This is a genomic window from Candidatus Sodalis endolongispinus (genome assembly GCF_018777395.1).
GTDB classification, from domain to species: Bacteria; Pseudomonadota; Gammaproteobacteria; order Enterobacterales; family Enterobacteriaceae; genus Sodalis_B; species Sodalis_B endolongispinus.
Window position 1 is genome coordinate 1,615,359 of the sequence record NZ_JAFJYC010000001.1, and the last position, 24,153, is coordinate 1,639,511.

General features: G+C 57.2%; 22 protein-coding genes and 5 pseudogenes. 15 read left to right on the forward strand and 12 right to left on the reverse strand.

Features of this window, described 5'->3' with window-relative positions; genetic code table 11:
- Positions 1–56: 56 nt before the first annotated feature.
- The 4 genes and pseudogenes from JZM24_RS07835 (at position 57) to proS (ending at position 3,987) form a co-directional block, all read left to right on the forward strand.
- Positions 57–872 carry a MetQ/NlpA family lipoprotein gene (locus JZM24_RS07835; protein ID WP_215669239.1) on the forward strand — a complete coding sequence of 272 codons (816 nt, stop codon included), beginning with the start codon at positions 57–59 and terminating at the stop codon, positions 870–872.
- A 115-nt stretch (positions 873–987) separates the two neighbouring features.
- A pseudogene (rcsF, locus tag JZM24_RS07840) lies at positions 988–1,358 on the forward strand (envelope stress sensor lipoprotein RcsF).
- Positions 1,355–2,056: pseudogene (tsaA, locus tag JZM24_RS07845) on the forward strand (tRNA (N6-threonylcarbamoyladenosine(37)-N6)-methyltransferase TrmO); the annotation flags it as partial. The pseudogenes rcsF and tsaA, both read left to right, overlap by 4 nt.
- A 206-nt stretch (positions 2,057–2,262) precedes the next feature.
- Positions 2,263–3,987 (forward strand): proline--tRNA ligase, encoded by a 1,725-nt coding sequence (gene proS, locus JZM24_RS07850; protein WP_215669241.1) that lies wholly within the window; start codon positions 2,263–2,265, stop codon positions 3,985–3,987.
- A 119-nt stretch (positions 3,988–4,106) separates the two neighbouring features.
- Here the strand turns inward: proS and JZM24_RS07855 are convergent, their stop codons facing one another.
- Both JZM24_RS07855 and JZM24_RS07860 read right to left on the reverse strand, forming a co-directional pair.
- On the reverse strand, positions 4,107–5,501 hold the full coding sequence (locus JZM24_RS07855; protein ID WP_512699062.1) for a hypothetical protein: 1,395 nt from the start codon (positions 5,499–5,501) through the stop codon (positions 4,107–4,109).
- On the reverse strand, positions 5,502–6,353 hold the full coding sequence (locus JZM24_RS07860; RefSeq protein WP_215669243.1) for a hypothetical protein: 852 nt from the start codon (positions 6,351–6,353) through the stop codon (positions 5,502–5,504).
- A 143-nt stretch (positions 6,354–6,496) separates the two neighbouring features.
- Between JZM24_RS07860 and JZM24_RS07865 the strand changes: the two are divergent.
- Both JZM24_RS07865 and JZM24_RS07870 read left to right on the forward strand, forming a co-directional pair.
- Positions 6,497–7,695: pseudogene (locus tag JZM24_RS07865) on the forward strand (IS3 family transposase).
- Between the two features lie 20 nt (positions 7,696–7,715).
- Entirely contained in the window at positions 7,716–8,054 is a 339-nt protein-coding gene (locus JZM24_RS07870; RefSeq protein WP_215669244.1) for a hypothetical protein, read from the forward strand.
- A 403-nt stretch (positions 8,055–8,457) separates the two neighbouring features.
- Here JZM24_RS07870 and JZM24_RS07875 read toward each other — a convergent pair whose 3' ends face one another.
- The 10 genes from JZM24_RS07875 to JZM24_RS07920 form a co-directional block, all read right to left on the reverse strand.
- The gene (locus JZM24_RS07875) at positions 8,458–9,915 is read right to left on the reverse strand and encodes a class I SAM-dependent methyltransferase (protein ID WP_215669245.1); all 1,458 of its coding nucleotides are present in this window, start codon (positions 9,913–9,915) and stop codon (positions 8,458–8,460) included.
- Between the two features lie 75 nt (positions 9,916–9,990).
- Entirely contained in the window at positions 9,991–11,040 is a 1,050-nt protein-coding gene (locus JZM24_RS07880) for a cupin-like domain-containing protein (protein WP_376775542.1), read from the reverse strand.
- Between the two features lie 50 nt (positions 11,041–11,090).
- Entirely contained in the window at positions 11,091–11,876 is a 786-nt protein-coding gene (locus JZM24_RS07885; RefSeq protein WP_215669247.1) for a cupin-like domain-containing protein, read from the reverse strand.
- 13 nt (positions 11,877–11,889) lie between these two features.
- Positions 11,890–12,171, reverse strand: a complete 282-nt coding sequence (locus JZM24_RS07890; RefSeq protein WP_215669248.1) for a hypothetical protein — start codon at positions 12,169–12,171, stop codon at positions 11,890–11,892.
- Positions 12,172–12,742: 571 nt separating this feature from the next.
- Entirely contained in the window at positions 12,743–13,099 is a 357-nt protein-coding gene (locus JZM24_RS07895) for a PLP-dependent aminotransferase family protein (RefSeq protein WP_215669249.1), read from the reverse strand.
- Positions 13,093–13,938, reverse strand: a complete 846-nt coding sequence (locus JZM24_RS07900) for an aminotransferase class I/II-fold pyridoxal phosphate-dependent enzyme (protein ID WP_215669250.1) — start codon at positions 13,936–13,938, stop codon at positions 13,093–13,095. Before JZM24_RS07900 ends, JZM24_RS07895 begins: the two co-directional genes overlap by 7 nt.
- A gap of 193 nt (positions 13,939–14,131) precedes the next feature.
- Positions 14,132–15,253 (reverse strand): phenylacetate--CoA ligase family protein, encoded by a 1,122-nt coding sequence (locus JZM24_RS07905; RefSeq protein ID WP_215669251.1) that lies wholly within the window; start codon positions 15,251–15,253, stop codon positions 14,132–14,134.
- A complete protein-coding gene (locus JZM24_RS07910) occupies positions 15,250–16,218 on the reverse strand; it encodes an ornithine cyclodeaminase family protein (RefSeq protein WP_215669252.1) in 969 nt (322 codons plus the stop codon). The genes JZM24_RS07905 and JZM24_RS07910 overlap by 4 nt, the downstream gene beginning before the upstream one ends.
- A complete protein-coding gene (locus JZM24_RS07915) occupies positions 16,215–16,730 on the reverse strand; it encodes a MaoC family dehydratase (protein WP_215669253.1) in 516 nt (171 codons plus the stop codon). The genes JZM24_RS07910 and JZM24_RS07915 overlap by 4 nt, the downstream gene beginning before the upstream one ends.
- A 46-nt stretch (positions 16,731–16,776) precedes the next feature.
- Positions 16,777–17,550 carry an HpcH/HpaI aldolase/citrate lyase family protein gene (locus tag JZM24_RS07920; protein WP_215669254.1) on the reverse strand — a complete coding sequence of 258 codons (774 nt, stop codon included), beginning with the start codon at positions 17,548–17,550 and terminating at the stop codon, positions 16,777–16,779.
- 693 nt (positions 17,551–18,243) lie between these two features.
- Between JZM24_RS07920 and JZM24_RS19120 the strand changes: the two genes are divergently transcribed.
- The 9 genes and pseudogenes from JZM24_RS19120 to JZM24_RS07960 all read left to right on the forward strand — a co-directional run bounded on the left by JZM24_RS19120 (position 18,244) and on the right by JZM24_RS07960 (position 24,101).
- Positions 18,244–18,891: a class I tRNA ligase family protein gene (locus tag JZM24_RS19120; RefSeq protein ID WP_215669255.1), complete on the forward strand. Its 648-nt coding sequence runs from the start codon at positions 18,244–18,246 to the stop codon at positions 18,889–18,891.
- Between the two features lie 19 nt (positions 18,892–18,910).
- Positions 18,911–19,225: a class I tRNA ligase family protein gene (locus JZM24_RS19125; protein WP_281418186.1), complete on the forward strand. Its 315-nt coding sequence runs from the start codon at positions 18,911–18,913 to the stop codon at positions 19,223–19,225.
- Positions 19,222–19,812, forward strand: a complete 591-nt coding sequence (locus JZM24_RS19130) for a class I tRNA ligase family protein (RefSeq protein ID WP_215669257.1) — start codon at positions 19,222–19,224, stop codon at positions 19,810–19,812. The genes JZM24_RS19125 and JZM24_RS19130 overlap by 4 nt, the downstream gene beginning before the upstream one ends.
- Before the next feature lie 217 nt (positions 19,813–20,029).
- Positions 20,030–20,161 (forward strand): hypothetical protein, encoded by a 132-nt coding sequence (locus tag JZM24_RS19135; protein WP_281418187.1) that lies wholly within the window; start codon positions 20,030–20,032, stop codon positions 20,159–20,161.
- 6 nt (positions 20,162–20,167) lie between these two features.
- The gene (locus tag JZM24_RS07940; RefSeq protein WP_215669258.1) at positions 20,168–20,782 is read left to right on the forward strand and encodes an SDR family oxidoreductase; all 615 of its coding nucleotides are present in this window, start codon (positions 20,168–20,170) and stop codon (positions 20,780–20,782) included.
- Positions 20,783–21,083: 301 nt separating this feature from the next.
- The gene (locus JZM24_RS07945) at positions 21,084–21,404 is read left to right on the forward strand and encodes a hypothetical protein (protein WP_215669259.1); all 321 of its coding nucleotides are present in this window, start codon (positions 21,084–21,086) and stop codon (positions 21,402–21,404) included.
- A gap of 159 nt (positions 21,405–21,563) precedes the next feature.
- Positions 21,564–22,405 (forward strand): annotated as a pseudogene (locus tag JZM24_RS07950) (AraC family ligand binding domain-containing protein).
- Between the two features lie 94 nt (positions 22,406–22,499).
- Positions 22,500–22,907 (forward strand): DUF2000 domain-containing protein, encoded by a 408-nt coding sequence (locus JZM24_RS07955; RefSeq protein ID WP_312884952.1) that lies wholly within the window; start codon positions 22,500–22,502, stop codon positions 22,905–22,907.
- 174 nt (positions 22,908–23,081) lie between these two features.
- Positions 23,082–24,101 (forward strand): annotated as a pseudogene (locus JZM24_RS07960) (NAD(P)H-quinone oxidoreductase).
- Positions 24,102–24,153 lie beyond the last annotated feature (52 nt).

Below are 24,153 nucleotides of genomic sequence, written 5' to 3' on the forward strand. Positions count from 1 at the left end.
GTCCCTGCGTCAACGTAACGGCGCAATGACATTACATCTCACGTGAGGAAAGGGATATGTCTTTCAATATTAAAACTCTGGCAAAGGTGGCGGCACTGATAAGCGCGATGGCGCTGGCCGGCTGCGGACAGGATGAAAAAGATCCGAACCATATTAAAGTCGGTGTGATCAACGGCGCGGAACAACAGGTCGCCGAAGCGGCGCAGAAAGTAGCCAAAGAGAAATACAACCTGGATGTGGAGTTGGTGACCTTCAATGATTACGTCTTGCCGAATGAAGCGCTGAGCAAGGGCGATATCGATGTAAACGCTTTCCAGCATAAACCGTACCTGGACCAGCAAATCAAGGACCGCTGCTATAAACTCGCGGCCGTAGGCAATACCTTTGTTTATCCCATCGCCGTCTACTCTAAACAAATCAAATCGCTGGACGAACTCAAGCCCGGCGCCCAAATCGCGCTGCCCAACGATCCGACCAATTTGGGCCGTTCGCTGCTGCTGTTGCAGAAAATCGGGCTGATTGGCCTCAAGCCGGGGGTGGGGCTGCTGCCGACCGTGTTGGATGTCACCGACAATCCGAAAAACATGAAGCTAGTGGAGCTTGAAGCCCCGCAGTTGCCGCGCTCGCTGGACGATCAGCAGATCGCCCTGGCGATTATCAATACCACCTACGCCAGCCAGATTGGCCTGACGCCGACCAAAGACGGTCTGTTCGTCGAGGATAAAGACTCACCTTATGTCAATCTGATCGTGGCGCGCGAAGATAACAAAAATGCCGAAAACGTGAAGAAATTCGTACAGGCCTATCAGTACGATGAAGTAAACGAAGCTGCCAACAAAATTTTTAACGGCGGCGCAGTCAAAGGCTGGTAATTGTTAATAACAGTTTTTCGCGGTGTTTTAATCAGACGGGCTACGGCCCGTCTTGTTATTTCTGCTGTAGATTGCTTCAATAGCAGCCGTTATAACAATAATCAGAGGAAAAATGATGCGCGCATTACCTGTTTCGCTGTTCCTTCTCTCGCTGACGGGATGCTCCGGGCTACACCACGCACCTTCCGCTCCCCAAAGCGGCCCCAAAAACCCGTTTAAAGACACCACCAGCGCCGTGCATAAAACCACCCCGCGCAGCGCGCCGCTGCCGGCTAAGCTCTATAAAAATCCCGAAGAGCTGGTGGGCAAACCGTTCCGCGATCTGGGCGAAGTCTATGGCTCTACTTGCAAAGTCAACCTGCAAGATCCGCCGCCGCGATGAAAGGAAATGGCGTCTTGCTGCATCAGTGCCAGATCGTGAGCGCCGTCGCCGGCTGCTATCAGCAGGTTATCTGCCAGGGGACCGCGCTCAGCGTGTCGCAATGACCCCGGCTTTTGGCTTTCAGCAGATAGGCGTCATTCGCTCGCCGTATAAAGAAAAATTCGCCGTGCCGCGCCAGCCGGGGCTGGTAGCAGACGGCACCGGCGAGTTGCAGCTATTGCCGCCCTATAATCAAGCGGAAGCGGTGCGCGGCCTGACGGATTTCAGCCATATTTGGCTACTGTTTGTTTTTCATCAAACCTCAGCGGGCGGCTGGCGACCGACGGTCAGGCCCCCGCGGCTTGGCGGCAATAGCCGGCTGGGGGTTTTTGCTACCCGCTCGCCTTTTCGCCCCAATCCTATCTGGATGTCGCTGGTGGCGCTGGAAGGCGTTACGCTGCGGGGCGCCGACGTCATTTTACGTCTCGGCAGTCTGGAGCTGGTGGATGGCACGCCGGTGGTGGATATTAAACCCTATCTGCCCTATGCAGAAAGCCTGCCCGAAGCCCGCGCGGGCTTTGCCCAGGAGGCCCCTGCCGACACCTTGCAGGTCATTTTCTCGTCACAGGCGGAACTGCAATTGCGCGCGCAGCGCCACGCCTGGACGCGGCTGCGGGCGTTCATTGGCGATGTGCTGGCGCAAGATCCCCGCCCCGCTTATCACCGTCGCGCAATGCCGGCGCGGGATTACGCCGCAGCGCTGCTGGATTTTAATGTCCGCTGGCGCGTGAGCGGGACCACGGCCGAAGTGATCGCCATCGATGCTGCCTCCGACGCCAGAACGGGCGCCGTCGGCCCAAACCCCGGTCCCGAGGCCGACGACGCCGGCAGCGCCCCCGGGTAATGCGTTAAATTTCCCGTCGGTCCTTTTGGCCGTCGGCGGGCGCTGGTAGACTATAGCACTTTCGGTATTTTTGCTGCCTGCCGGCAGCCTACGGCATTGAGCCGCTTTTGTGGAACTTAACTAACATGCGTACTAGCCAATATCTGCTCTCCACCCTCAAGGAAATCCCCGCCGACGCGGAAGTGGTCAGCTATCAGCTGATGCTGCGCGCCGGGATGATTCGTAAGCTGGCGTCCGGCCTTTACAGCTGGCTGCCCACCGGTTTGCGCGTGTTGCGTAAAGTAGAAAATATCGTGCGCGAGGAGATGGACAACGCCGGCGCGATAGAAGTGTCCATGCCGGTGGTGCAGCCGGCGGATTTGTGGCAGGAAAGCGGACGCTGGGTACAATACGGGCCGGAGCTGCTGCGGTTTACCGACCGCGGCGCGCGCCCGTTCGTGCTGGGTCCGACGCATGAAGAGGTGATAACCGACCTTATCCGTAACGATGTCAGTTCCTATAAGCAACTGCCGCTGAACTTTTATCAGATCCAAACCAAATTCCGTGACGAAGTGCGCCCGCGTTTCGGCGTTATGCGCTCGCGGGAGTTTGTGATGAAAGACGCTTATTCTTTCCACACCAGCCAGGCTTCGCTACAGGCGACCTATGACGCCATGTACCAGGCGTATAGCGCTATTTTTACCCGTATGGGCCTGGAATTCCGCGCGGTGCAGGCTGATACCGGCTCCATCGGCGGCAGCGCATCACATGAGTTTCAAGTATTAGCCGGCAGCGGTGAGGACGATATTGTGTTCTCAACGGCATCAGATTACGCTGCCAATATTGAACTGGCGGAAGCGGTCGCTCCGGCCACCGCGCGCGCCGCGCCGGGCGAAGACATGCTGCTGGTGGATACCCCTGACACCCGCACCATCGCCGAGCTGGTGGCGCAATTTTCGTTGCCGGTGGAAAAAACCGTCAAGACGCTGCTGGTTCGTGCGCGCGAAGACGCCGGACATCCGCTGGTGGCGCTGATGGTTCGCGGCGATCATCAGCTTAACGACGTCAAGGCCGAGAAGCTGCCGCAGGTTGCCGCCCCGCTAACGTTCGCCAGCGAAGAAGAAATCCGCCTCGCGGTGGGCGCCGGCCCCGGTTCGCTTGGACCGGTCAATCTGCCGCTGCCGCTGGTCATTGACCGCAGCTTGGCGGTGATGAGCGACTTCGCCGCCGGCGCCAATGCCGAGGGTAAACACTTCTTCGGCATAAACTGGGAACGGGATTTGCCGCTGCCGCAGGTAGCCGACCTGCGCAAGGTTGTCGATGGCGATATCAGCCCGGACGGTAATGGTACACTGCAAATCAAGCGCGGCATTGAAGTGGGCCATATTTTCCAGTTGGGCACCAAATACTCAGAGGCGATGAAAGCCACGGTGCAGGGCGAGGACGGTCGTAACCAAACGCTGACCATGGGCTGTTATGGTATCGGCATCACCCGCGTGGTGGCGGCCGCTATTGAGCAAAACCATGACGACCGGGGCATTCTGTGGCCGGAAGCCCTGGCGCCATTTAATGTCGCGATTATGCCGATGAATATGCGTAAATCCGTTCGGGTCAAAGAGGTGGCGGAAGGCCTTTATCAACAGTTGCAGGCGCGCGGTATTGACGTCCTGCTAGATGACCGCAAAGAGCGTCCGGGCGTCATGTTTGCCGATATGGAGCTTATCGGCATACCGCATCAGCTGGTGATTGGCGATCGCGATCTGGACACGGAAGAAATCGAGTACAAAAACCGGCGCAGCGGTGAGAAGCGGATGATTGAACTCAGCGCTATCGTTGACTTTCTGGTAAGCGAAATCGCCGCGGCGCAATAAAACCCGCGGCCGTACACCCCTTATGCGCCGTCCACAACCGTGGAACGGCGCAGGATATTTTGACAAGCCAACTCGAACCGCATATACCTTTTACGCCAGCGCCACATTCGCCATTAATCTTATGCCAGCACCACATTGGCCATTAATTGGCTCTGTTGCAGGTAATTCGGGTCCACATGCACCCTATTTCCATCGACAGAAGCGACCGGCGATATGACCCCGCCCTGTTTTTCACCGAATTTAAGGCACGCGGTATAGTCGTTGATTTCCCCGGCGATATAGTGGGCCAGCTTAGCATTGCTGTCATAGCATTCCCGCGGTAATCGCCGCTGCATAATGATCATCCGGCTGCCGTTTTCTATCATTTGGATAACTACCCGCGGCACCTTCAATGGAAAGTTTCGCCGTAACGGCAACGACATGGCCGGCGCATCCGCCTGCAGCCGCAACGATGAAAAATCAAGATAGGTGAGGAACGTCTTCCCGCTCTTATCAACTGTTCTCGGGAACGGCAACCACGCGTCGAAGGGGTGGGTTTGCGGTGGCGCTTTTTCATTAATCAGCGTCCACTGCAGAGTAAAATCATAAGTCGCATTGGCATCGATAAAGATAAAAACCTCTTTTTCGGCGTCAGTGACTACACCGGCTCCATTCCGTTGACCGGCCTGGAGGGGCAAAGCGGAAAATTCATTAAAAGCTTGCGCTAGTTTATGTGGCCACCGCCGTTTGTCGATATCCGGTGTGTCGATAGTGATAATGCGCTCCTGGCACTGTCTACCACCGCCGGTGCTGAAATTGACATAAATCTGGCTCATCGGCGGCAGATCGCTCCACGCCACTATTGGGCCAAGCGCTATATAATCTTTATCAGCACCCGTTTCATGTTCCTGGGCGTTAACTGCCTCAGGCTGCACATGTTGCGTCTCATCAACATGGCGCAATCGGGCGCGGGCGTTTTCCACCAGAAACTGTTGCAGCGCGCATTGCATTTTGCGCTTGCCGTGCAATAACAAAAGCATCGCACCGATCGGCGTGTCGCCCGCACCGAGCGGCGCCAGGGCTTCTTTTATCAGTTGAGGCGTTGTGAAGCCGGGGGAACGCTCAAGAAAAGCGTCACCGTCGAGCAGGCCTTTTAATACCCGCAGCAAACTCAATGCAATTAAAATAAAGGACAGTTCGGTTGGCTCCGATCGCGGCCGGCGGGAGCTGACAAGCTGGTGCCACTGTAAACAAAGTCGTTCGAGAAAATTATGCAAACGCAAATGCCAAACTTCGGTTTCGTGCAGACGTCTAATGCCCGGCGTACTCTGAGGCGAAAATTCCAAAGCGGTTCCCTGCCGCTGTAGTTTGTGATCAACTACCACCCGGCGATAACTTTTCACCGGTATTTGCAGGCGATTCGCCAGCACTTGCGCGCAGGAATGTGCGCCGCCATAACCTCCGTAGCAGGAAATAAGTTCCAATTCCTTTAATGGCCTGCCTTGATTGTATAATTCATTAATGCCCAATACCACCTAGGCGCATTCCAGAGCGTCATAATGATTTATACTGGCGGGCGCGCCGTGGGCCTTCAAAAGCATCTGTACGCGACCACCCGGCAGGTTGGCATTGTCATAAAAGGCAACGCGGCTATCAGGGCCGAGCAAAGCGGATACGCGAGTTTTTTCGACATTTACGTCGCCACTTAACACGCAATATGCAATCCCTTTTTGACGTAACACGCCATTATCAAACATCCCCAATTGTCTGGCGCTAATAAAATTATCCTCCGGACTTAACGTAGGATTAAACAAATGATTGTTTAGGCCAGCAAAGTGGTTGTCGCCTAAACTCAATAACATATGGTATTGCTTACTCGGCGTGTACAGGACCACCAATTTTTCCGGTGGTAAATCCCTTAACGCCATGGTGTGCATGATGGGTTTAACATCCGATAGAATATCGCCCAGTTTACTCTGCAACAGAAATCCCCCGTTCGAGGGTTTGACCATTTGAGTCATGGCGTCTTGCAACGCGACGGATTGTTGCGGCGACAGCCGGTTGGCATGCACCAAGATATTTAATACATACTCACAAGCGCTCTGGGGTGGCGTTGATTGTTTTAGCAAATCCTTTGCTACCTGCAGCAGAGAACGCGCCGGTGCCGTTGCCATGAGGGTATTTTTTGCCACCACGAAGCCATAATTCGCCCCGCGCGGATAGAGTAAATTATTTTTGAACTCTCCTAATTGCTCCGCCAGCAACACCCGTTTTCCCTCGCCAAGATGGGCTGCGATCTTCATATTATTCATGCAGGCGAACCGGCCATTACCCAAACTGATCATCCAGTGGCGAACCGCATCATTATCCGCGCGCTTGAAAATCATCAGCCTACCTGGCTCAGTGCGCAGCATTTCGCTGTAGGTGTGGACATACTCCTGATTTAGCCCCCTGAAACACCAGACAGTAGCTGTATCTCCAGATAAGAGATAGGCTTGAATATATGTCTAACACTAACGCCAATTTTGATATGACCGGGATCCCGTTAGGTCAAGAAGTCCGTAAACGTAAAACTCCTCAGGAAAAAATGGCCATTATTCAGCAGAGGATGGAGCCCGGCATGAATGTCTCCCATCTCGCACGACTGCACGGTATCCAGCCCAGCCTGCTGTTTAAGTGGAAAAAGCAATATCAGGAAGGCAGCCTCACCGCCGGGGAGGACGTTGTTCCTGCCTCTGAGCTTGCAGCTGCATTGAAGCAGGTCCGGGAGCTCCAGCGCCTTCTGGGTAAGAAGACGATGGAGGTTGAGATCCTAAAAGAAGCCGTGGAGTACGGCCAGTCACGAAAATGGATAGCGCACGCGCCCTTGTTGCCAAAGGCCGGGGAATAGCACAGGTCAGCCGCGCCATGAGCGGGTCGCGTGCGCCGCTGTCACTGCGGATTAAGCGTTCTGCCGACTGGCAGGACAGGCGCTGTAACCGGCGTAATGACGAAGCAGACGCTGAAATACTGTCGGACATCCTCGACATCATCAGCGATATGCCCAGCTACGGCTATCGGCGGGTGTGGGGCATCCTGCGTAAACAACGTCGCGCAGAGGGACTGCCGCCGGTAAATGCGAAACGACTTTACAGGATCATGTGTGAGCATAACCTGCTGTTATTACATTGAAAACCAGAGCGGCCGAGGCGTGAGCATAAGGGCAGGATCGCGGTGGCAGAAAGCGATATGCGCTGGTGTTCAGATGGCTTCGAGTTCGGCTGCGACAACGGTGAAAAACTGCGGGTCACCTTCGCACTGGACTGCTGCGACAGAGAGGCCATAGACTGGGCTGCGAGCACTGTAGGCTACGACAGTTCGACCGTGCAGGATGTGATGCTGAGGTCGGTAGAAAAGCGCTTCGGCGACAGGTTACCCGATACAGCGGTGCAGTGGTTGACGGACAACGGTTCAGCGTATACCGCGCATGAAACGCAGAGGTTCGCCAGAGAACTGGATCTGGAGCCCTGCACAACAGCGGTGAGCAGCCCGCAGAGCAATGGCATGGCCGAACGGTTCGTGAAGACGATGAAGGAAGACTATATCGAGTTCATGCCAAAACCGGATGCGAGAACAGCCCTGCGAAACCTTGCAGCAGCTTTCACGCATTACAATGAAAACCATCCGCACAGCGCGCTGGGATATCACTCTCCGAGAGAATACCGGCGGCAGCGGGCTTCGTTAACTTAAGATACAAAAGCTGTACGGAGATGGCGGGGCAAGATCAGAGTGAGCTGATCGACAAAGCCTATCAATCTGTGCCAAAACCAAACTCCAGGTGGCATTATATGAAATTGTTTTATAGTAAAAATCTAAAAAATCTGATGGTAAAAGTGGGCGTCTCACACGTGGTTGGCGCGGCTATGCAACTGATTAGTAGGGTCTTTAGTTCCACCGCAGTCAAATCTGTCGGTTACGTCGCTCATGGGGTAGGGGTGTTTCAAATGATAAAAAGTATTTACGATGCATGGTGTTTTGCCAGAAAAGAAAGACACGATCTCAAGGAGTTTGCAAGCCTGAAGCAACAGTGGCAGAAAATTATATCATAATTGGAATGTTGATTATCAAGCTATTTAATAGAGCGGTAGGTTGGTGTGCCTTCTGGCTATAAGCACAGCTAGACGTGCTTACTAAGAAAACACGTTACTCCAACAGGTGTAGACAGGCGCGTTAGCGGTCGTCGTAAATGAAAGTCTTGCCCCCGAGGAAACAAGGAAATAAATCGGTAGACGAAAGGCTCATCTCCTCCTTTGCAGAGATGGGCCAGTAGCTGCCTACCCTCACGGATGAAATCAGCCGCTATAGCGTCACCGAGCTACGCCACCCGGTTACAATCGAGAAATAGATTAAAATTGCTTACGCCATGCAAAACGGGAGCCCGATAGCCCGTGCCGGTTGATATCGCTACTCAGTGCATGCGTATTACGAGATCACAGGGCGGCGGCGGCGACATCAAGCGACGGGCGGTCGGTTTCCTCTTTCCACGGCGTCACGGGATACACTCTGCGGTAACGCCGGTGACTGCAACGCAAAAAGACGAAACGGGGTGCGGCACAAGGTGAGCAAACCCTGATAAAACTGCGGCGGCGACAGTCGGGCGTCAGGATAGGCGGTGAAGAATTTTTCCGCCAGCGCCTGGGGAAGGATGCCGGTCTCGCTCCAGGCCATCAGCCGGCTGAGCTGATGATGGCTGAAGACGTTCGAGAGTGCATTATCCGCCAGGCGCAGCCGTTTCCGGGGTTCCTCAGTGATACAATCCTCCGCCAGCCCGTAATGCATCACCGCCGGGCGCCGTTCGCCGGCATCAAACCACAGGTCATCGTGGCGCAGCGTCACTTTTGGCCGAACGCTGCGCTGGCTGATGCCGCCGTCCTCGCCGATTTCGTAACGAATGGTGCCCGTCAGGCTGCGCAACCGATGCTGCCGATACTTCTCGGCGGCAACGCCGGCATCCTCGCCCGGCTCGCTGCCAGCCTTACAGGCGTAAAGCTCCAATAACGGCTCGCTCAGTAAGCTGCCGAGATGCGCACGGCTGCCGCTGTCCAGACGGTGGATCTGCCGGTGTAGCGCGGGATTGTCCAATAGAGTGGCGGGATCGAATGCGTCCGGCTGTTTCCAGCGCCATAAACGCAGACCGGTACGGTCAAGTGCCGTCAGCAGCGAAGGAACGTCATAATAGTGCTCACGGGGATTGCTGATAAAATCCGCCAGCTCGCGATCAAACCCTGGTCGCTGCTCGACATATTTCAGTACTCGCGCCAGTTCGGCTGGGGTTTTGGCGCGGGCGTTGAGCGCGCGCAGAAGCCTCAATGCCAGCGCGAAACGGCGCTCGCTGTCCAGGCTTTGTGTGGGATCCAGAATTGACAGTATTGCACGCATTTTGATGGAGTAATGGCGGTTAAAGCGGTCATACACCATTAGTTCCAATAGCCCGTTCGCCGTCAGCGCGCGTTCCAGCACGCGCAAACCGTCGTCGGGGTGGGGAAGATGGTGCAGCACGCCTACGCAGCTAATGAAATCGAAACAGTGGCGGTACGGCGCCTGCATTAAATCTTCCTGGCGAAACATGATATTGTCAATTGCCAAACTGGCCGCCAGGCGCTGTTGGAAAGCCAGGCTGGCGGCGCTGAGATCGCTTGCCACAATCTCGCAATCGCGAAATTGTAGGGCGACCATTATCGCCCAGCGGGTGCCGCAGCCGGGAACCCAAATCCGGCTGCCGGGCGTGAGCGCGGCATGAGATCCCAACCCGAGATCGAGATTGAAGCTCTCACGCAGATCGCGCTGCGGATCCTCTTGCTCGATCTTGTACACGGGCGGAAACGGGAAAGCCTCATATTGCCCGGCGATCCGTTCACAGCCCGCCGCGTCGCCGGGGGGCAGCGGTGTGCCCTGAACCGGTTTCATCATCGTCATCGCTCCTTGCATCATGAGGGTCGCGCTCCCGCCCGGCACCGCCGCCGGAAGCGCCAATCGTTCGCGTTATTATTGATATACCGGCCGGTCAGGATGATCGGCGTCGAGAAAGTGCGACAGCGGCGGCTGGCAGTAACGCTCTAAATCCAGCGAGTACGGCTGCTGCGGCTCATCGGGATAGAGTTCAAAATATATCTGCTTGCACAGTGCGCGCACGGCCGCGACCTTCTCGCGCCCGTCGGTATAGCGCGCCGTGGCGCACTGAATGATACGGTCCATAACCGGCGCGTATTCCCCCCGCGCCCGCGCCGGATCCGCCAGTTTATACAAGATGCCCTGGGTGTAAAGGTCGGGAAACAGGTGGTTGAGCAGGGTAGTAATATAATCTGGACGTCGGAAACGCAGGCGCACCGCCATGCTATCTTCGATATAGTCCGCATAGTGCCAGTACAACGCCGGGACATAGAACGCTTCCACCGCCGCCAACATCACTTCGTACCCACCGGTAAACTGTAAGAACTCACGGCGTTCCTGCTCGGAAAAATTTTGCAGCTTCCAACCGGACGTCTGGGTCAAAGGTAGCAATTTCTTCCCGGCGGCGTGGGGGAACAGGATAAACCGTTTGCGGCCGAAGACCTGATACAGCAGGCCATGGTGTCCCGCCTTGTCGAAATGAATATTCGCCACGTTCCCCCGGTTGCCCACAAAACATTGCTGTACCAGGGTGTTGCTTTCGCCGGGGCGCGGGTAGCACAGCTCTGGAATGATGTAGCTTTCGCGTATCGGCTGGGGATTGGCGAATTCGATACACATTTTCTTCTCGCCGGGTTGCTCGTGGATGTAGCGAAAATACTCGTCGAGGGTCATCGTCGTCATGTCGTCTAACGAGGCGTCCTTATATTCCAGCTTGCTTTTGCCCTGCGTGAAAGCCTCATAAGTCTTAAGGTACTCGTTTTGCACCGGTATTCTGACGTCGCCCCATTGCGCGCTTACCCGCTGCGGCGTATTGATGTTGCGTATCCGATTGTCCCGGAACAGATCCGTTATCACGACCGGGGTGACGCTGTGCATATAGTCGTGTTCAAACTCGCGGGCATCGGGCAGGGGGATCCTGCGCAGTGTCGATGGCTAGTTTTCCATTTGTCTCTCTTTAACTTGTCAAGGTGCCGTTAACGGAAGCGTGGGCGGCGTGCATCGGACCAATCCAGATATTCCCCAATCGGCGAGGGTATGTGGTCCTCGAAATTCCAGGCCAGGCCCTCGCGGCCCGGCCCGCCGTCGCGGTCTTGCAGTAACCCGGCGATGCGGCGGCGGATATAGCGGGTTTTTAGCCTGCCGTCGCGGAAAGGGCGACGTGTAAGCCGGGCCAGCTCGGTGAGGATGTCCCGCTCCCTCTCCGGGGTCAGCGCGGGGGACAATAAAAGTCGACCCAACGCCTGACAATTGCCGTCGGGGAAGGCGCAGTTGAGTAAGGCGGTAATGCTGTTTTTACGGCGAAAACGCAGATTCAGCGCCCAGCAATCGTCGAGATAATCGGCGAAGTGCCAGGCGAACGGTGGAAAGTAAATCGCCTCGCCCGGCTGGAGGATTACCTCCTCGCCACCGGTCCAGGTCAAAAATACCTGGCGGTCGTAGTCGGTGAAATTTTGCAGCGCACAGCCGCTAAATTGGGTGAAGGGCAGCAATTTTTCGTGTGCGTCGTGGGGAGATATAATGAACCGCTTGCGGCCAAAGATGGCGTATAAGAAAGCTTGCAGGCCGTCCTTATCGAAATGGATGGCGGAAAAACTGCCTTTCACGCCGATGAAGTTCTGGTTCAGCACCACCTCGCCCTTGACCGGTCGGCACACCTCGGGCAGGGCAAAAGCCTGCTGCAGCTGTGGGCAGGTGGCGAAGGCCACCCTGAGCATATGGCGATTATGCGGCGATTCAATCAGGGTGAAATACTGCGCCAAAGAAACCGTTTTCTCACGCCAGGCCGGGAGAGAAAGTGTCGCCCCGGCATTTGTAATGCAGCGGCAAACGGCTGTCGAGATGTTCGCTGACGTCGCGTATCCGAATGGCGTCATCGTAGACGTCTTCCACCGGCAGGGAAAGTGCGCCAAAAGCGCTGATGGCATCCGCCTTGCTGCGCACGGCTCCGAGCGGTTGCCCGCTGAACAGGTTGGTGATGACAACTGGCCGCTGCCGGCACATGTACTGCTGATAAAAGCATTGCGCGGTGGGAAGCAGGATCCTTTCAATACCCATAATGCTCTCCTCTGTGGCGCCGCCAGGACGCGCGAACCGTGGCGGGAGTCGGCGCAGCCAAGTATGACGATGCGCTGCCTGTCCTCACTGTCGTCATGCTCGCCGAACAGCCGCCAGACGACGGGAGCCATATCCGCCGACCGCGCCGCCGCCGGTGAGAATCGGTGGTGTAACATCGTTGCCAGATCTGTCGCATCTCCTTGCCCTGCCGGCAGTACCAAGCGGGCGACGACCAGGCCGTGGTTGCGCTCGATGCGGCCGCCGCTGGCGAGGCGACGTACAATTTTGCGCGCCTCCAGCCGTAGTTTTTCCTCAACCTGTCGGGCAAGCGCGGTGGGGGGCGTCTGGTTTTGTGCCAGATAGGCCTGGCTTTCCAGCGCCCGCGGCGTGCTGAGCCGGTAGCAACAAAAGTAACGGGCGTTGCAGGCGCTGACATAGCGCTAAGAACCCCCGGCAGCGTCAGGCGCTGTGGAATATGTTCCTGGCTGTGCCAGCGTTCAAACAGGCTTTTACCGCTGGCCGCCATACGTAGCCAAAGTAGTAGAGCGCTTTCCTGCGAACTTTCCATAACTTATGTCCCTCCGACGATAACGCGGACGGCGGTGCAGAACCTGTCGATGTCCTGCTGATTCATATTGGCCCGCCCCATGGCGCGAATGCCCGGGCGATCGCGGGCGACGATGGGAAAGAACACCGCCGAACAATAGAAGCCTTTTTGGTAAAGCTGGCGCGAAGCTGCGAGGGCGGCGCTGATGGTGGGAAGGTCGAATACCCGTATCGGAAGTCCGTTACCGGCATTGGTGCTGGGCAAGGCGTCGTCAAGGCAGCGCATAACCTTGCTCAGGCGCTGCTGCAGGCGGGGAAGTTCATCGCCGAGATGCAGTTTCGCTGCCGCCTTGATAGCGCCCAGTCCGGCCGTATTCACCATTTGCGACCAACCCAGCGGCCCACCGCAGCAGTAATTATTTCCCGCTGGCGGTGGCTGGAAAGCAAGATGATGCCGCCGGTGGCGCCAAACGCTTTTGCCAGCGATGCGACGATGACGGTGTGATCGTTGAGTTCATCAAAATGCGCGCGCACCAGACCGCATCCGCGCGGACCTGAGACGAAAAGGGAATGGGAATCGTCAATAAACAAAAACAGGCCATAGCGCTGCTGCAGCCGGGCCAGTTCCGCCAACGGTGCGTTATCCCCCATGCTGTAGGCGCCATCGCAAATATAGGCGACACGGTCGTGGGTCTGGCAGGCGCGTTCGATGAAGGCGCAGTCGTTATGCGGCGAGGTCACTACCTCAGTTTCATCAGCGCAGCAGGCTTTGTGAGTCTGCATAGAGAAATGGCAGCGTCCGTCGAAAATCATTAAGGGTTTGATCCCGCCGGTAAAATGCCCGCTGGCCAGCAACGGTAGCACCGACGCAGACGCGGTATAGCAAGAAGGCGTCACGATCGTTTCGCAGCGAAACACTTCCCTAAGCAAGGCCTCCGTCTCGTCAAGCAGCTGCGGCGCCATCCTGGCTCGCGAAACCGAGGTGCTTATCATTCCCTCTTGCTGCAGCGCCTGTATGGCGCCGACGGTAATGGCCGGATGCAGATTCAGACCCAGATAGGAGCAGGAGCACATATTGATGAAGCGGTGCCCGTCGGCGGCGGTAAGCTGGTTCCCTTCTCCCGGCAGCGTACGGATCCCGGTTAACCCCTCGGCATGAGCGGCGTGCCATGTGGGCAGGCTGGCTGTGACCATTTTGGCGATATTGGCGTATTTATTCATCTCTTGTCTCCCTGTCATGAGGTTGGCCGGGTAACGGACTGGAGCCTTGCCGGGCCGCCTGCCGTTTGTCGATAACCGGTGGTATCTTCCTTTTGCAGGCCTGGGCGAAATAACTAAAATCCACCAGGCGCACCTGCGGCGGCGAAAGCTGCCGGCGCTGAACCTCCGCCGCGATAGCGGGTGTGACGACGTCTCACGCCGCCAGTGCTTGCCGTTCCACATTCGCCGGCGGCGCGGCCCGCCCGTGAAGCGATAGCACGATGGTCAATTGGGGGTTGTTGTTGTTGCCGGTGATTTCTACCCATAGCATCAGCAACGGCAGGTCGGGAAATAAACGTTCGATTAATGCGCTGACCTGGCGGGAGTCAAGTTCGGTCGCGGCCAACGGATAACGGTTGACAAAGCGGCGCCCGTGCAGCGCGAAACGGGCGGCGGGCGCGTCGGGGGGATCCCACCACAGGGCGTTATCCCCTGTGTCCATACGGATAGCGGGCGCTTGCAGGCGGGCATAGCTGGTCACTACCAGCGCGCCTTGGACGCTGGGGCGGCGGATAACGTCGCCGCTGCTCAGGTCGACAATTTCCACCGTGCACAGTTCGCTGAAGGGGCAATAGGCATTTTGCCCGGTTGGCGCCGCGCTCCAGGCGACTTGCCCCACTTCAGTGGTGCCGTACAGAAACGGATAAAGGGTGGCGTTAGGAAAGGCATCGCGCAGCAGCGCCGCCTGAAATCCCATCAGATTCTGACCGCCGCCAAGCAGGCGGGTAATGCGCGGATCCGGCCCCTGTGTTGTCAGCAGCCGGTGTGCCAGTCCGAGAAAAATCGGATTCATGCCGGTTATCACATTGGCGTTAAACGCCTGATAGTGCGCGATGATGTCGTCATAATCGCGATCGCAACCCAGCGGGATCTCGGCGCAGCGGCCGGCGAAAACATCCACCACCCGATGGACCGCCATAAACGATGCGCTGCCGGGTTCCGACAAATTGAGTACCACGTCCCCATCACGTAACAGGCCGTTGCGCCAGTGGGTCATGGCCAGCAGACGGTTGATGGTACGCCACTCCTCGCGGCCAAACAGCGTCTCTTTCGGCCGTCCGGTGGTGCCGGAGGTGGTATAAAACATGCCGCTGAGCCGTTCACGGGTGAACAGCGAACGAAAGTCCGCATGCACCGCCGCCATTACGTCCTCAAAACGGGCGATCGGCAAATCCTGCAACTGAAACGTTGAACCGAGATCCCGGTAAAGGTGGCGATAAAAGGGCGAAGCCTGGCGCGCTATGGCGACGAGCTGCTGAAGAGAATAGACAATCATGCCGCCACCTCACCATTGCCTGGGTCGGGCCCGCCGCTGGCGTGTCTATGCCGCAGGACGAAAGCCGCGGTCAGTAAATCCAGATAGCCATGACCGGTGGAACTGAATACGCTCAGCTGTGCTTTGATGTCGGCAGACTTCAGGCTCAAGAGTTGTGCCAATTCCAGCGCGTCGGCATGGATTGTCCCGGCCTCGACGACGGCGGTCTGGCGATCTTCGACCACCACCCGTGCCCGAGCCAGTAGCGCGTCGGGAATTTCCCGCGCGTGGGGGGTATGCGCGCCCATGCAATTGATATGCGCGTGGGGCGCGACGGCCTCTGCGGGGAACAGTGGCATGGCGCAGCTGGTGGCGGTACAAAAGATGTCCGCACCGCCTACCGCCTGAACCGCGCTGGGCGGGGTGATTACCTGCAAAGCGCCCGGCCAGCGTTGGCTGACTCGTCGGGCGAAATCCGCTACATGGTCGCCATTAGGTGAAAAGACCCGCAGTTCAGCGATGGCGCGCACCGCCATGACCGCCCGGACCTGCTGCCAGGCCTGGATGCCGCTGCCGATCACCGCCATTACCCGCGCGTTATCCACGGCGCAAATATCGGTGACCATGGCGCTTATGGCCGCACATTTGGCGTTGGTCAATTGTGTGCCTTCAAGCAGCGCCAGCGGCTGCCCGTTGAGGCCATCAAATACGCAGACAATCGCGCTGACCGCCGGCCCGTCGCCATTGCCAGGGGCAAACGTCGCCACCTTGGCGATAAACAGCCTATGATAAGGACAGAACGCGGGCATCACCCCAAAGGCGGTAAACGGCGCCTGCCGGATAATCAGGCTGCGCGGCGGAACCTGCGCCCGCGCCTGATGCGACAGGCGATAATGGTCGTTGAAAAACGCCGCCAGCGGCAAAATAGCATCGCCAAGCGGCAGCAGCGGCAAATGGAATGCCCCACTGGTGGAGGTAGGGGTCATGGGGCTCCCCCGCCGGCCGCCGGCACCAGAAAACTGCGCTGCCAGCGCAAAACTTCCACTCCGCGCTGATTCAATCCACGCGTCATGACGGTCACCACACCCTGTCCGGCGCGGCTGCGGGAACGTCTTTTGCTGAGCACGGTCGATTCCGCATACAGGGTATCGCCGACGAAAACCGGGTTGGATAGCGTCACCTCTTTCCAGCCCAAATTAGCGATGGCACTGCCGCTGGTGCTGGCCAGGCTCAGCCCGCCAATAATGGAAAAGGTCACCAGGCTGGAGATGAGCGGGCGGCCGAATTCCGTGGTACTGGCATAGTGGTAATCGCTATGCAACGGATGATTATTGGAATTAATAAGCGACTGCCAGATATTGTCAGCATCGGTTATCGTGCGGCCGGGTTTATGTTCGTAGATGTCCCCGACCTCGAAGTCGTCATAATAAAGACCGTGGCTTTCCCGATAACGCTGTGCCCCCACGGGTTGCAACGTGCTAATGGCTTTTATTTTCATGCCTTGTATTTCCTTACGTTAATCAGGCGATAACCCAGCGTGGGAACTATTTCTGCGCGAGGATGTGCCTGGCATATTTCAAATGTGGTGGGCCAAGCATTGCTTCCGCGTCGGTTGTGATCCCCGGGGCATTATCCAGCTGTGACAGTACATGCCGCGCCCGAACGCGGTGCGTCTCTTGAGTGGCAAAGCCCTGATTGATGGGGCCTATTTGCGCGGGATGAATGGCGATTTTGCCGCTGAATCCCAGTTTGCGCGCCAGTACAATCTCGCTTTGCAGCAGCGTCTGATGATGCGGGGAAAAACAGGGGGAATCGATTGCGCGCAACCCGAGTCTCCTGGCGTTCAGGCATATTTCCGCTTTGATGGGCTGCAACTGCCGAGCAGCCAGCTGCGGATCGATTGCCATTGCGACGGCAAAATCGGCGGCGCCGAATATGACGCCCGCCAGACCGGTGGGAGCGGCAGATAAATGCCGCAGCTCGTAATAGCTCTCAAGGGTTTCGATAACGGCAAAAATGAGGCTGTGAGGGAAAATGGTGCTAACCAGCGAAATATCGCGCGCCAGCTGCGCTTTGGGGAGGATGACGATCATCGGCTGGAGAGCGTATTCCGTGAGAAATAGCAAATCCTGCAGCCCCTCAAGCGTGGCGAGGCGGTTGATCCTGACGGCGCCCGGTAACGGATGCCGGGCCGGGAAAACCGTTTTCAAGGCCACGCGGGCACTTGATTTCTGTTCTGTCGGAACGGCGTCTTCCAAATCAAAATGAATGACGTCTGCGCCATGGAGTTCACATTTTTCAACCAGTCTTTCTTTCAAAAGGGGATGCGCACAACCAGCTTCTCAATTCCATTGATACTGTTCCTCCGTGCAGGACGTATAATGAAAATAATTAAGTATTATGATGTCTATTATTAATTAAATATTTTTTAGAGATAAACTTTACTGCGCCGCTTAATCGGGATTAGGTCTACTAAATATGTAATAATAAAAAGCGTTACGCGCCATCAAAAAATTAAATATTGCATGAAAATGTGATTCTCATCACAAAAATAAATCAATAATTAGGTGATGTTAGTTTATTAAATATATAAGTTAATCGCTATAAGTTGTGAATGGAATGTGCGCGCCGGGCGGATATTTTGTCATGCCTAACACAGTCTTTGGGTTGAACGTCAGTTTTATTATTTAACTACAGAAAAGATTAATTAGATAACACCGTTATATGTTGTAATACCCTGCTGATATTAGGGAAGAGAAACTTCGTTAACATTGCGGCGTCGTTAACGATTGAAAAAGAATACCGTACGCATTAACATAGCAGCGGCTGTGGCAAGGATGATTAGTCATCACAGAGTAGGTCGTTTAAGCGATTAACAGGTCATTGCATAAAACGATTCAGTTAATATTCTAATTATATTTATCGTACATTTGATGGTGCCGATGGCAACAGCATCTATAATTATGCCGATTGGGGAATGACCCCCTTCATTTGCAAATTTTGATACCATTATGATGAAAAAGAAATTGATCACCAGCGCTTTGCCCTACATTAATGGTGTAAAGCACCTCGGCAATTTGGTGGGGTCGATTCTGCCCGCCGATATTCACGCCCGATATTCTCGTCAGCAGGGCGAGACGGTGCTGTTTATTTGTGGTACCGATGAACATGGCGCGCCGGCGGAGCTTGGCGCTGCGGCCAGCGGAATGCCGATAGAAGCGTATTGTCAGCAAAATCATCGGCTGCAAAAAGATATTTACCACGCCTTCGACATCAGTTTTGACCATTTCGGCCGTACCTCTTCGCCGTCCAACCACCGTATAACGCAACAGGTTTTTTCCGCCATTGATCAGCACGGTTTTATCTTCTCCGATACCCTGCAGCATTTCTATTCCGTGGAGGATAAGCGTTTCTTGCCCGATCGCTATATTGAGGGGACGTGCCCGTTATGCGGCTTCACCGTTGCCCGCGGTGATCAATGCGATGGCTGCGGGGCGCTGCTTAATCCGGCGGAGTTGCTGGGTCCGCGCTCCGCGCTCACTCCTGGCAGTGAGTTGCAATTGATGGCAAGCCGGCATCTTTTCCTCGATCTCACCAAACTTGAGCCGGCGGTGCGGATCTGGTTGGAGATCCCACCCCCACTGGCCAGCAACGGTTAGGGGTATTGCACGTAAATGGTTGCAGGAAGGATTGCGGCCGCGCTGTATTACGCGCGATCTGGTTTGGGGCGTCAACGTTCCCAAAGCGGGATTTGAGGATAAAGCGTTTTATGTCTGGTTCGATGCGCCGCTGGGATATATCAGTATGACCCAGGAATGGGCGTCGGCACAGGGACAACCTGAAGGCTGGCGCGACTGGTGGCAGCGGCCGGATGAGGTCGAGCTGGTGCAGTTTATGGCTAAAGACAATGTGCCGTTTCATACGGTTTTCTGGCCTGCGATGATGATCGACACCGCCGATACTTGGACTTTACAAGCTTTATTAAAGGTGTGAACTGGCTGACCTACGAAGGGGACAAATTCTCCACCAGCCGCCAGCGAGGCGTGTTTACCGGCGAGGCGCTGACGCTTTTTCCCGCTGATTATTGGCGTTATACCCTGTTTTGCATGATGCCCGAAACCAGCGACACCGATTTCTATTTCAGCGCCATGGCGCAGGTCATTAACAAGGATTTGGCGGACAATCTCGGCAATTTCATCAACCGGCTGGTGACGCTTATCGTGACCAATTTCGACGGCGTGTTGCCGGCGGGTTATAGCGCCGACCCGGCGCTAAGTGAAGCGTTAGCGCAGGACGTAGCCGAATTCGACCACCAGATGCAACTGTTGGAATTCCGCAAGGCCGGTGCCGTGATGCGGCGCGTGTGGACCCGTGGCAATGAATACATCACCCACCAGCAGCATTGGCGCAGGGTGAAAATCGACCCGTTGGCGTCGGCGCAGGTGCTGAAAAATTGCCTGGGGCTGCTGCGGGTATACAGTTGCGTGCTGGCGCCAATCGCACCCGGGATCGCCGCGCGTATCCGCGCGATTCTGCCTGTCGACGGTGCGGTATGGCCGAGTGCGCGAGCGGCGCTGTAGCAGGACTGGCTGCAGCCGGCGCTGGCGATAAGCCCGCCGGCGGAAACGCTGATTCGGAAAATCAGCGAGGAGGACGTGGCGCAGTTAACGCAGCGGTTCGCGGGCAAGGCGCAGCAGCTGGCGGATTATTAGTAAAGCTTGCTGTGACCGCTGCGCAAGCCTTGCGGCAGGCGTATACGCCTACATAGGGACTGACTGACAAGCAATGGAGGGCAGGGTGACGACAGGCAGCAAACGCAGGGCGCTGGTGACCGGCGCGACAGAGAGAATCGGCCTGGCGTGCGCCGACGCGCTGGTTTGTGCCGGGGTGCAGGTGCTGCTGGTGGGCCGCAGCACGGCAAAAGGGTAGCGGGCTATGGCTAAGGCGCCTTTTGCCGGCAGCGATAGTCAATTCTATGCCGCCGATCTGGCGCGCGCTGAGGACGTGAAGTGCTTGTTTGATGATATCGGCGACCGCTGGGGCAGGCTGGATATCGCCATCAATAACGCCGGCATGGATGGTGCATCGTTCACCCGCTTGACCGATTATCCCGACGAGGCCTGGCATCAGGTGATGGCGCTCAATCTGACCAGCGTCTACCTCTGCATGAAGCGGGAAATTTCTTTGATGATGGCTACCGGCGGCGCTATTGTAAATATTGCCTCCCTTGCGGGACTGCGCGTAAGCTATACTGGCGGCTGCGCGTACACCGCCAGCAAACACGGCCTGCTGGGGTTGACCAAATCCGCCGCGCTGGAGTATGCCCGACAGGGTATCCGCATCAACGCCGTTTGTCCCGGATTGGGCAGGACCGCCATGTCCGAGGCGGCGTTTGGCGATAAGCTCGACGAACACGGCGATATACACCCCATGGGGCTAATTTGTGAGGCCGAGGAAGTGGCCCGCGCCGCGCTTTGGCTGGCCAGTCCGGCGGCCAGTTTTATCACCGGCGTCAGTCTGCCGGTGGACGGCGGCACTATGGCCGGCTGATCTGCGCGGGGTGGATCTTTCACTCTTCGTTCGCGACGAGCAGGGGTAGCGCTGCTGAATATCCGTTCGCGACGAGCACACGCCTAATCGGGTTATCCCGCCGCGGCGGGCGCGGAGCGACCGTCTAATGAGCGAACAGCGGCTTGTGCCGCACCCCGCCCTCAAGGATAACCGGCGAGGAGCGATAAGTAAGGCCGGCGCTCGCGCTAGACATACTCGGCGTCGAAAAGCTAACGCGGGATCATTGTTCCGCGTTAATTTATCGGCTAAAGTTGCGCTTTCTCACGTTGGGCATCACGAGATGAACGATACGCGCCCTCTCAACGCGCTATTTGCGATCACGCTATTGCTGTTCGTCCTGTCCCGGCTGTTTGCCGATGGGACGAGCTGGCGTCTGCCCGTGTGGCAAGACGCGGCCGGCCCGCGGCAAATGAAGCAGAACCAGATTGCGCAGCAAACCCTGCGGCGTGCGGGCTACCGTTGCCCGTCGCCCAGCCAGTTGCGTATGGATTGGGACGGGGATTTACTGGTCTCTTGCGGCAATAAAGGCGTGGTTTACCAGGTGAAAGGCGTGATGAATGGCAAAAAACTCAAGGTGCAAATCGTCCGGGACAGCGATTAAGTCGCGGCTGCGATAGTCTTTTTACCCTGCGGACGGTTTGTTTAAGAGGGCACCGAGACGAACGCCTCACGGCGCGACCTCAGCGAAGGTTTCCGCACCTGGCCCCAACGTAATGCAGACTAATTATACTACCCATCACCTGTTCCTGGAATTATGCTTATGCTGAACGCCAATTGGGTGGATATCGCCAGGGATGATGATAGCCAGACAGAAACCATTCGCGCCCACTTTACCGGTCACGCCTATGATGCACATTGGCACGACAGCTATCTCATCGGCGTCACCGAAGCCGGCGTGCAGCAATTTCATTCCGGGCGCATCAAGCATCAAAGCACACCGGGTCAGGTATTTATGCTGGCGCCGGGCGAAATCCATGACGGCGACGCGGTGGATGTCGCGGGCTTCACCTATCGCATGCTTTACTTGCCGGTGCCGCTGCTGCGTCAAACCTTACCGACCCTGTTTGCCGATGAGCCGGACCGATTTGAGCTGGTTTTTCCGCAAACGCTGGTGGACGATCCTCTGCTGGCGGGCGCAACCTGGGAGGCGTTTAACGCGCTGCATCATCACGCGCCGCGCATGGTGCGTGACCATGCCCTACAGTGCTTGCTTGCGCGTCTGACACACGGCTATCCGTGGCGGAAGAAAGGGGCGCCGGCAAACGTCAGCCGTTACGCGCTGAACCGCGCCCGTGAGTATTTGTAGGCGCATTTCCACGAGGAGATCGGCTTGGATGCGCTGGCCCATGTCGCCGGCATGGACCGTTTTCGGCTCAATCGCGAGTTCCGCGCGGTGTTCGGTCTGCCGCCCATGCCTGGCTGGTGCAACTCAGACTCGTCGAGGCGCGCCGTTTACTGAGGCAAGGCATCTCGCCCGCCTTGGCCGCCGCGCAGGTCGGGTTCGCCGACCAAAGTCACCTGGGGCGCTGGTTCCGCCGCGCCTATCATATGACGCACGCACGCTATCGGTATTGGTGCACAAACGTTCCAGACGGCGCCTGAATCCCCTCTTACTCTGACGGCCTGGTGATAATTCAGGAGCGTAGAGATGAACAAGGTTGAGCAACAAGCCATTGCGGCGCCGTAACGTTGCGTCGTGATACTGAATCAGAGTCTGGACGCCGGGCGTGCGGCGAATGCGGCGGCGGTGATGGCGTTAACCCTCGGTCAGCGCCACCCCGCGCTGGTTGGCGAGGCGTTGACTGACGCCCGGCAGCGCGCGTGGCCGGGGCTTATTCCTATCGGTATTCCGGTGCTGGCCGCCGATGCGTTGCACCTGCAACGCCTGCAGCACGACGGCGTGAGCCAATCGCTGGATGTGGTGCTTTTTCCGGTAGAGGGGCAGGCCACCACCGACTATGCGCAGTTCCGCGCCGCCCTCGCCGGGCAGTACAGCGAGTCGTTTCAACTGCTGGGCATTGCCATCGCCGGTGATAAAAAGCGCGTACGCAAATTGACCGCGGGGCTGGCGCTCTATCCCGGACCTGTCGGCGGCGACGAATAGCGGGACGGCCGGCGATGGGGCGTCGCTAACCCGGGTCATGCCAGACACATCACGCCACACAATGGTCAGAAAGGGAAACGTCGCTGGGTTATGCTATAACTCTGGGCCGCCGCCGCAGCGCGTTTACCGGCTGCGCGACGGGCAGCATTTCCCTTTTTCGCTAAGGATCTCATCATGAATACCTCCTCTCTCCCCGATCGTATGCAGATCATTGAGATTAACCAACCGGGCGGACCGGAGCAGTTGGTCCTGTCGCAGCGGCCGGTGCCGCGCCCGGCGGCGGGATATCTGCTGGTGCGGGTCGCGGCCGCGGGGATCAATCGTCCAGACGTGTTGCAGCGCCAGGGGAATTATCCGCCGCCGGCCGGGGCTTCAGATATTCCCGGCCTGGAAATCGCGGGTGAGGTGGTGGCCGTTGGCGAGGGCGTCAGACGCTATACCCCGGGCGCCAGAGTGTGCGCGCTGATAGCCGGCGGCGGTTACGCCGAATACTGCGTGGTGCACGAAACCAATGCGTTACCGGTGCCGGGATCGCTGTCCTGGAACGAAGCTGACGCGATACCGGAAACGTTCTTTACCGTGTGGACCAATGTCTTTTAGCGCGGCCAGCTGAGCGACGGCGAGACGTTGCTGGTTCACGGCGGTACCTCCGGCATCGGTACCGTGGCGGTGATGCTGGGCAAGGCGTTTGGCGCGAAGGTGTTCGCCACCGCCGGGTCGGCGGCAAAATGTCAGGCGGTGATGTCGCTGGGCGCCGACGCCGCCATCAATTACCGTGAGCAGGACTTCGTGGCGGAGGTAAAACGCCTGACCGACGGCCGCGGCGCCGACGTGATTGTCGATCTGATTGCCGGTGATTATGTGGCGCGCAACTATGAGGCGGCGGCAATGAACGGTAGGATTGTGCAAATAGGCGTGCAACAGGGGCCGGCTAAGTCGCTGAATCTGATGGCCATGCTGGCCAAACGGCTGACCCACACCGGTTCTACGTTGCGCGCGCGCAGCGTAGAAGAGAAAGCGGCCATCGCCGCGGAATTGCAGCAGCAGGTCTGGCCGCTGCTTGCCGAGGCCAAGGTGCGGCCGCTGATTGATAACGTCTTTGCGCTGGCAGACGCCGCCGAGGCGCACCGTCTAATGGAAAGCAGCGGCCATATCGGCAAAATCGTGTTGGTCATGCCGGCATTCGCCGGTTAACGCCGTGGCCCATAGCCAACGGGCAGCGCCACGCGTCTTGGCTATACTTAAC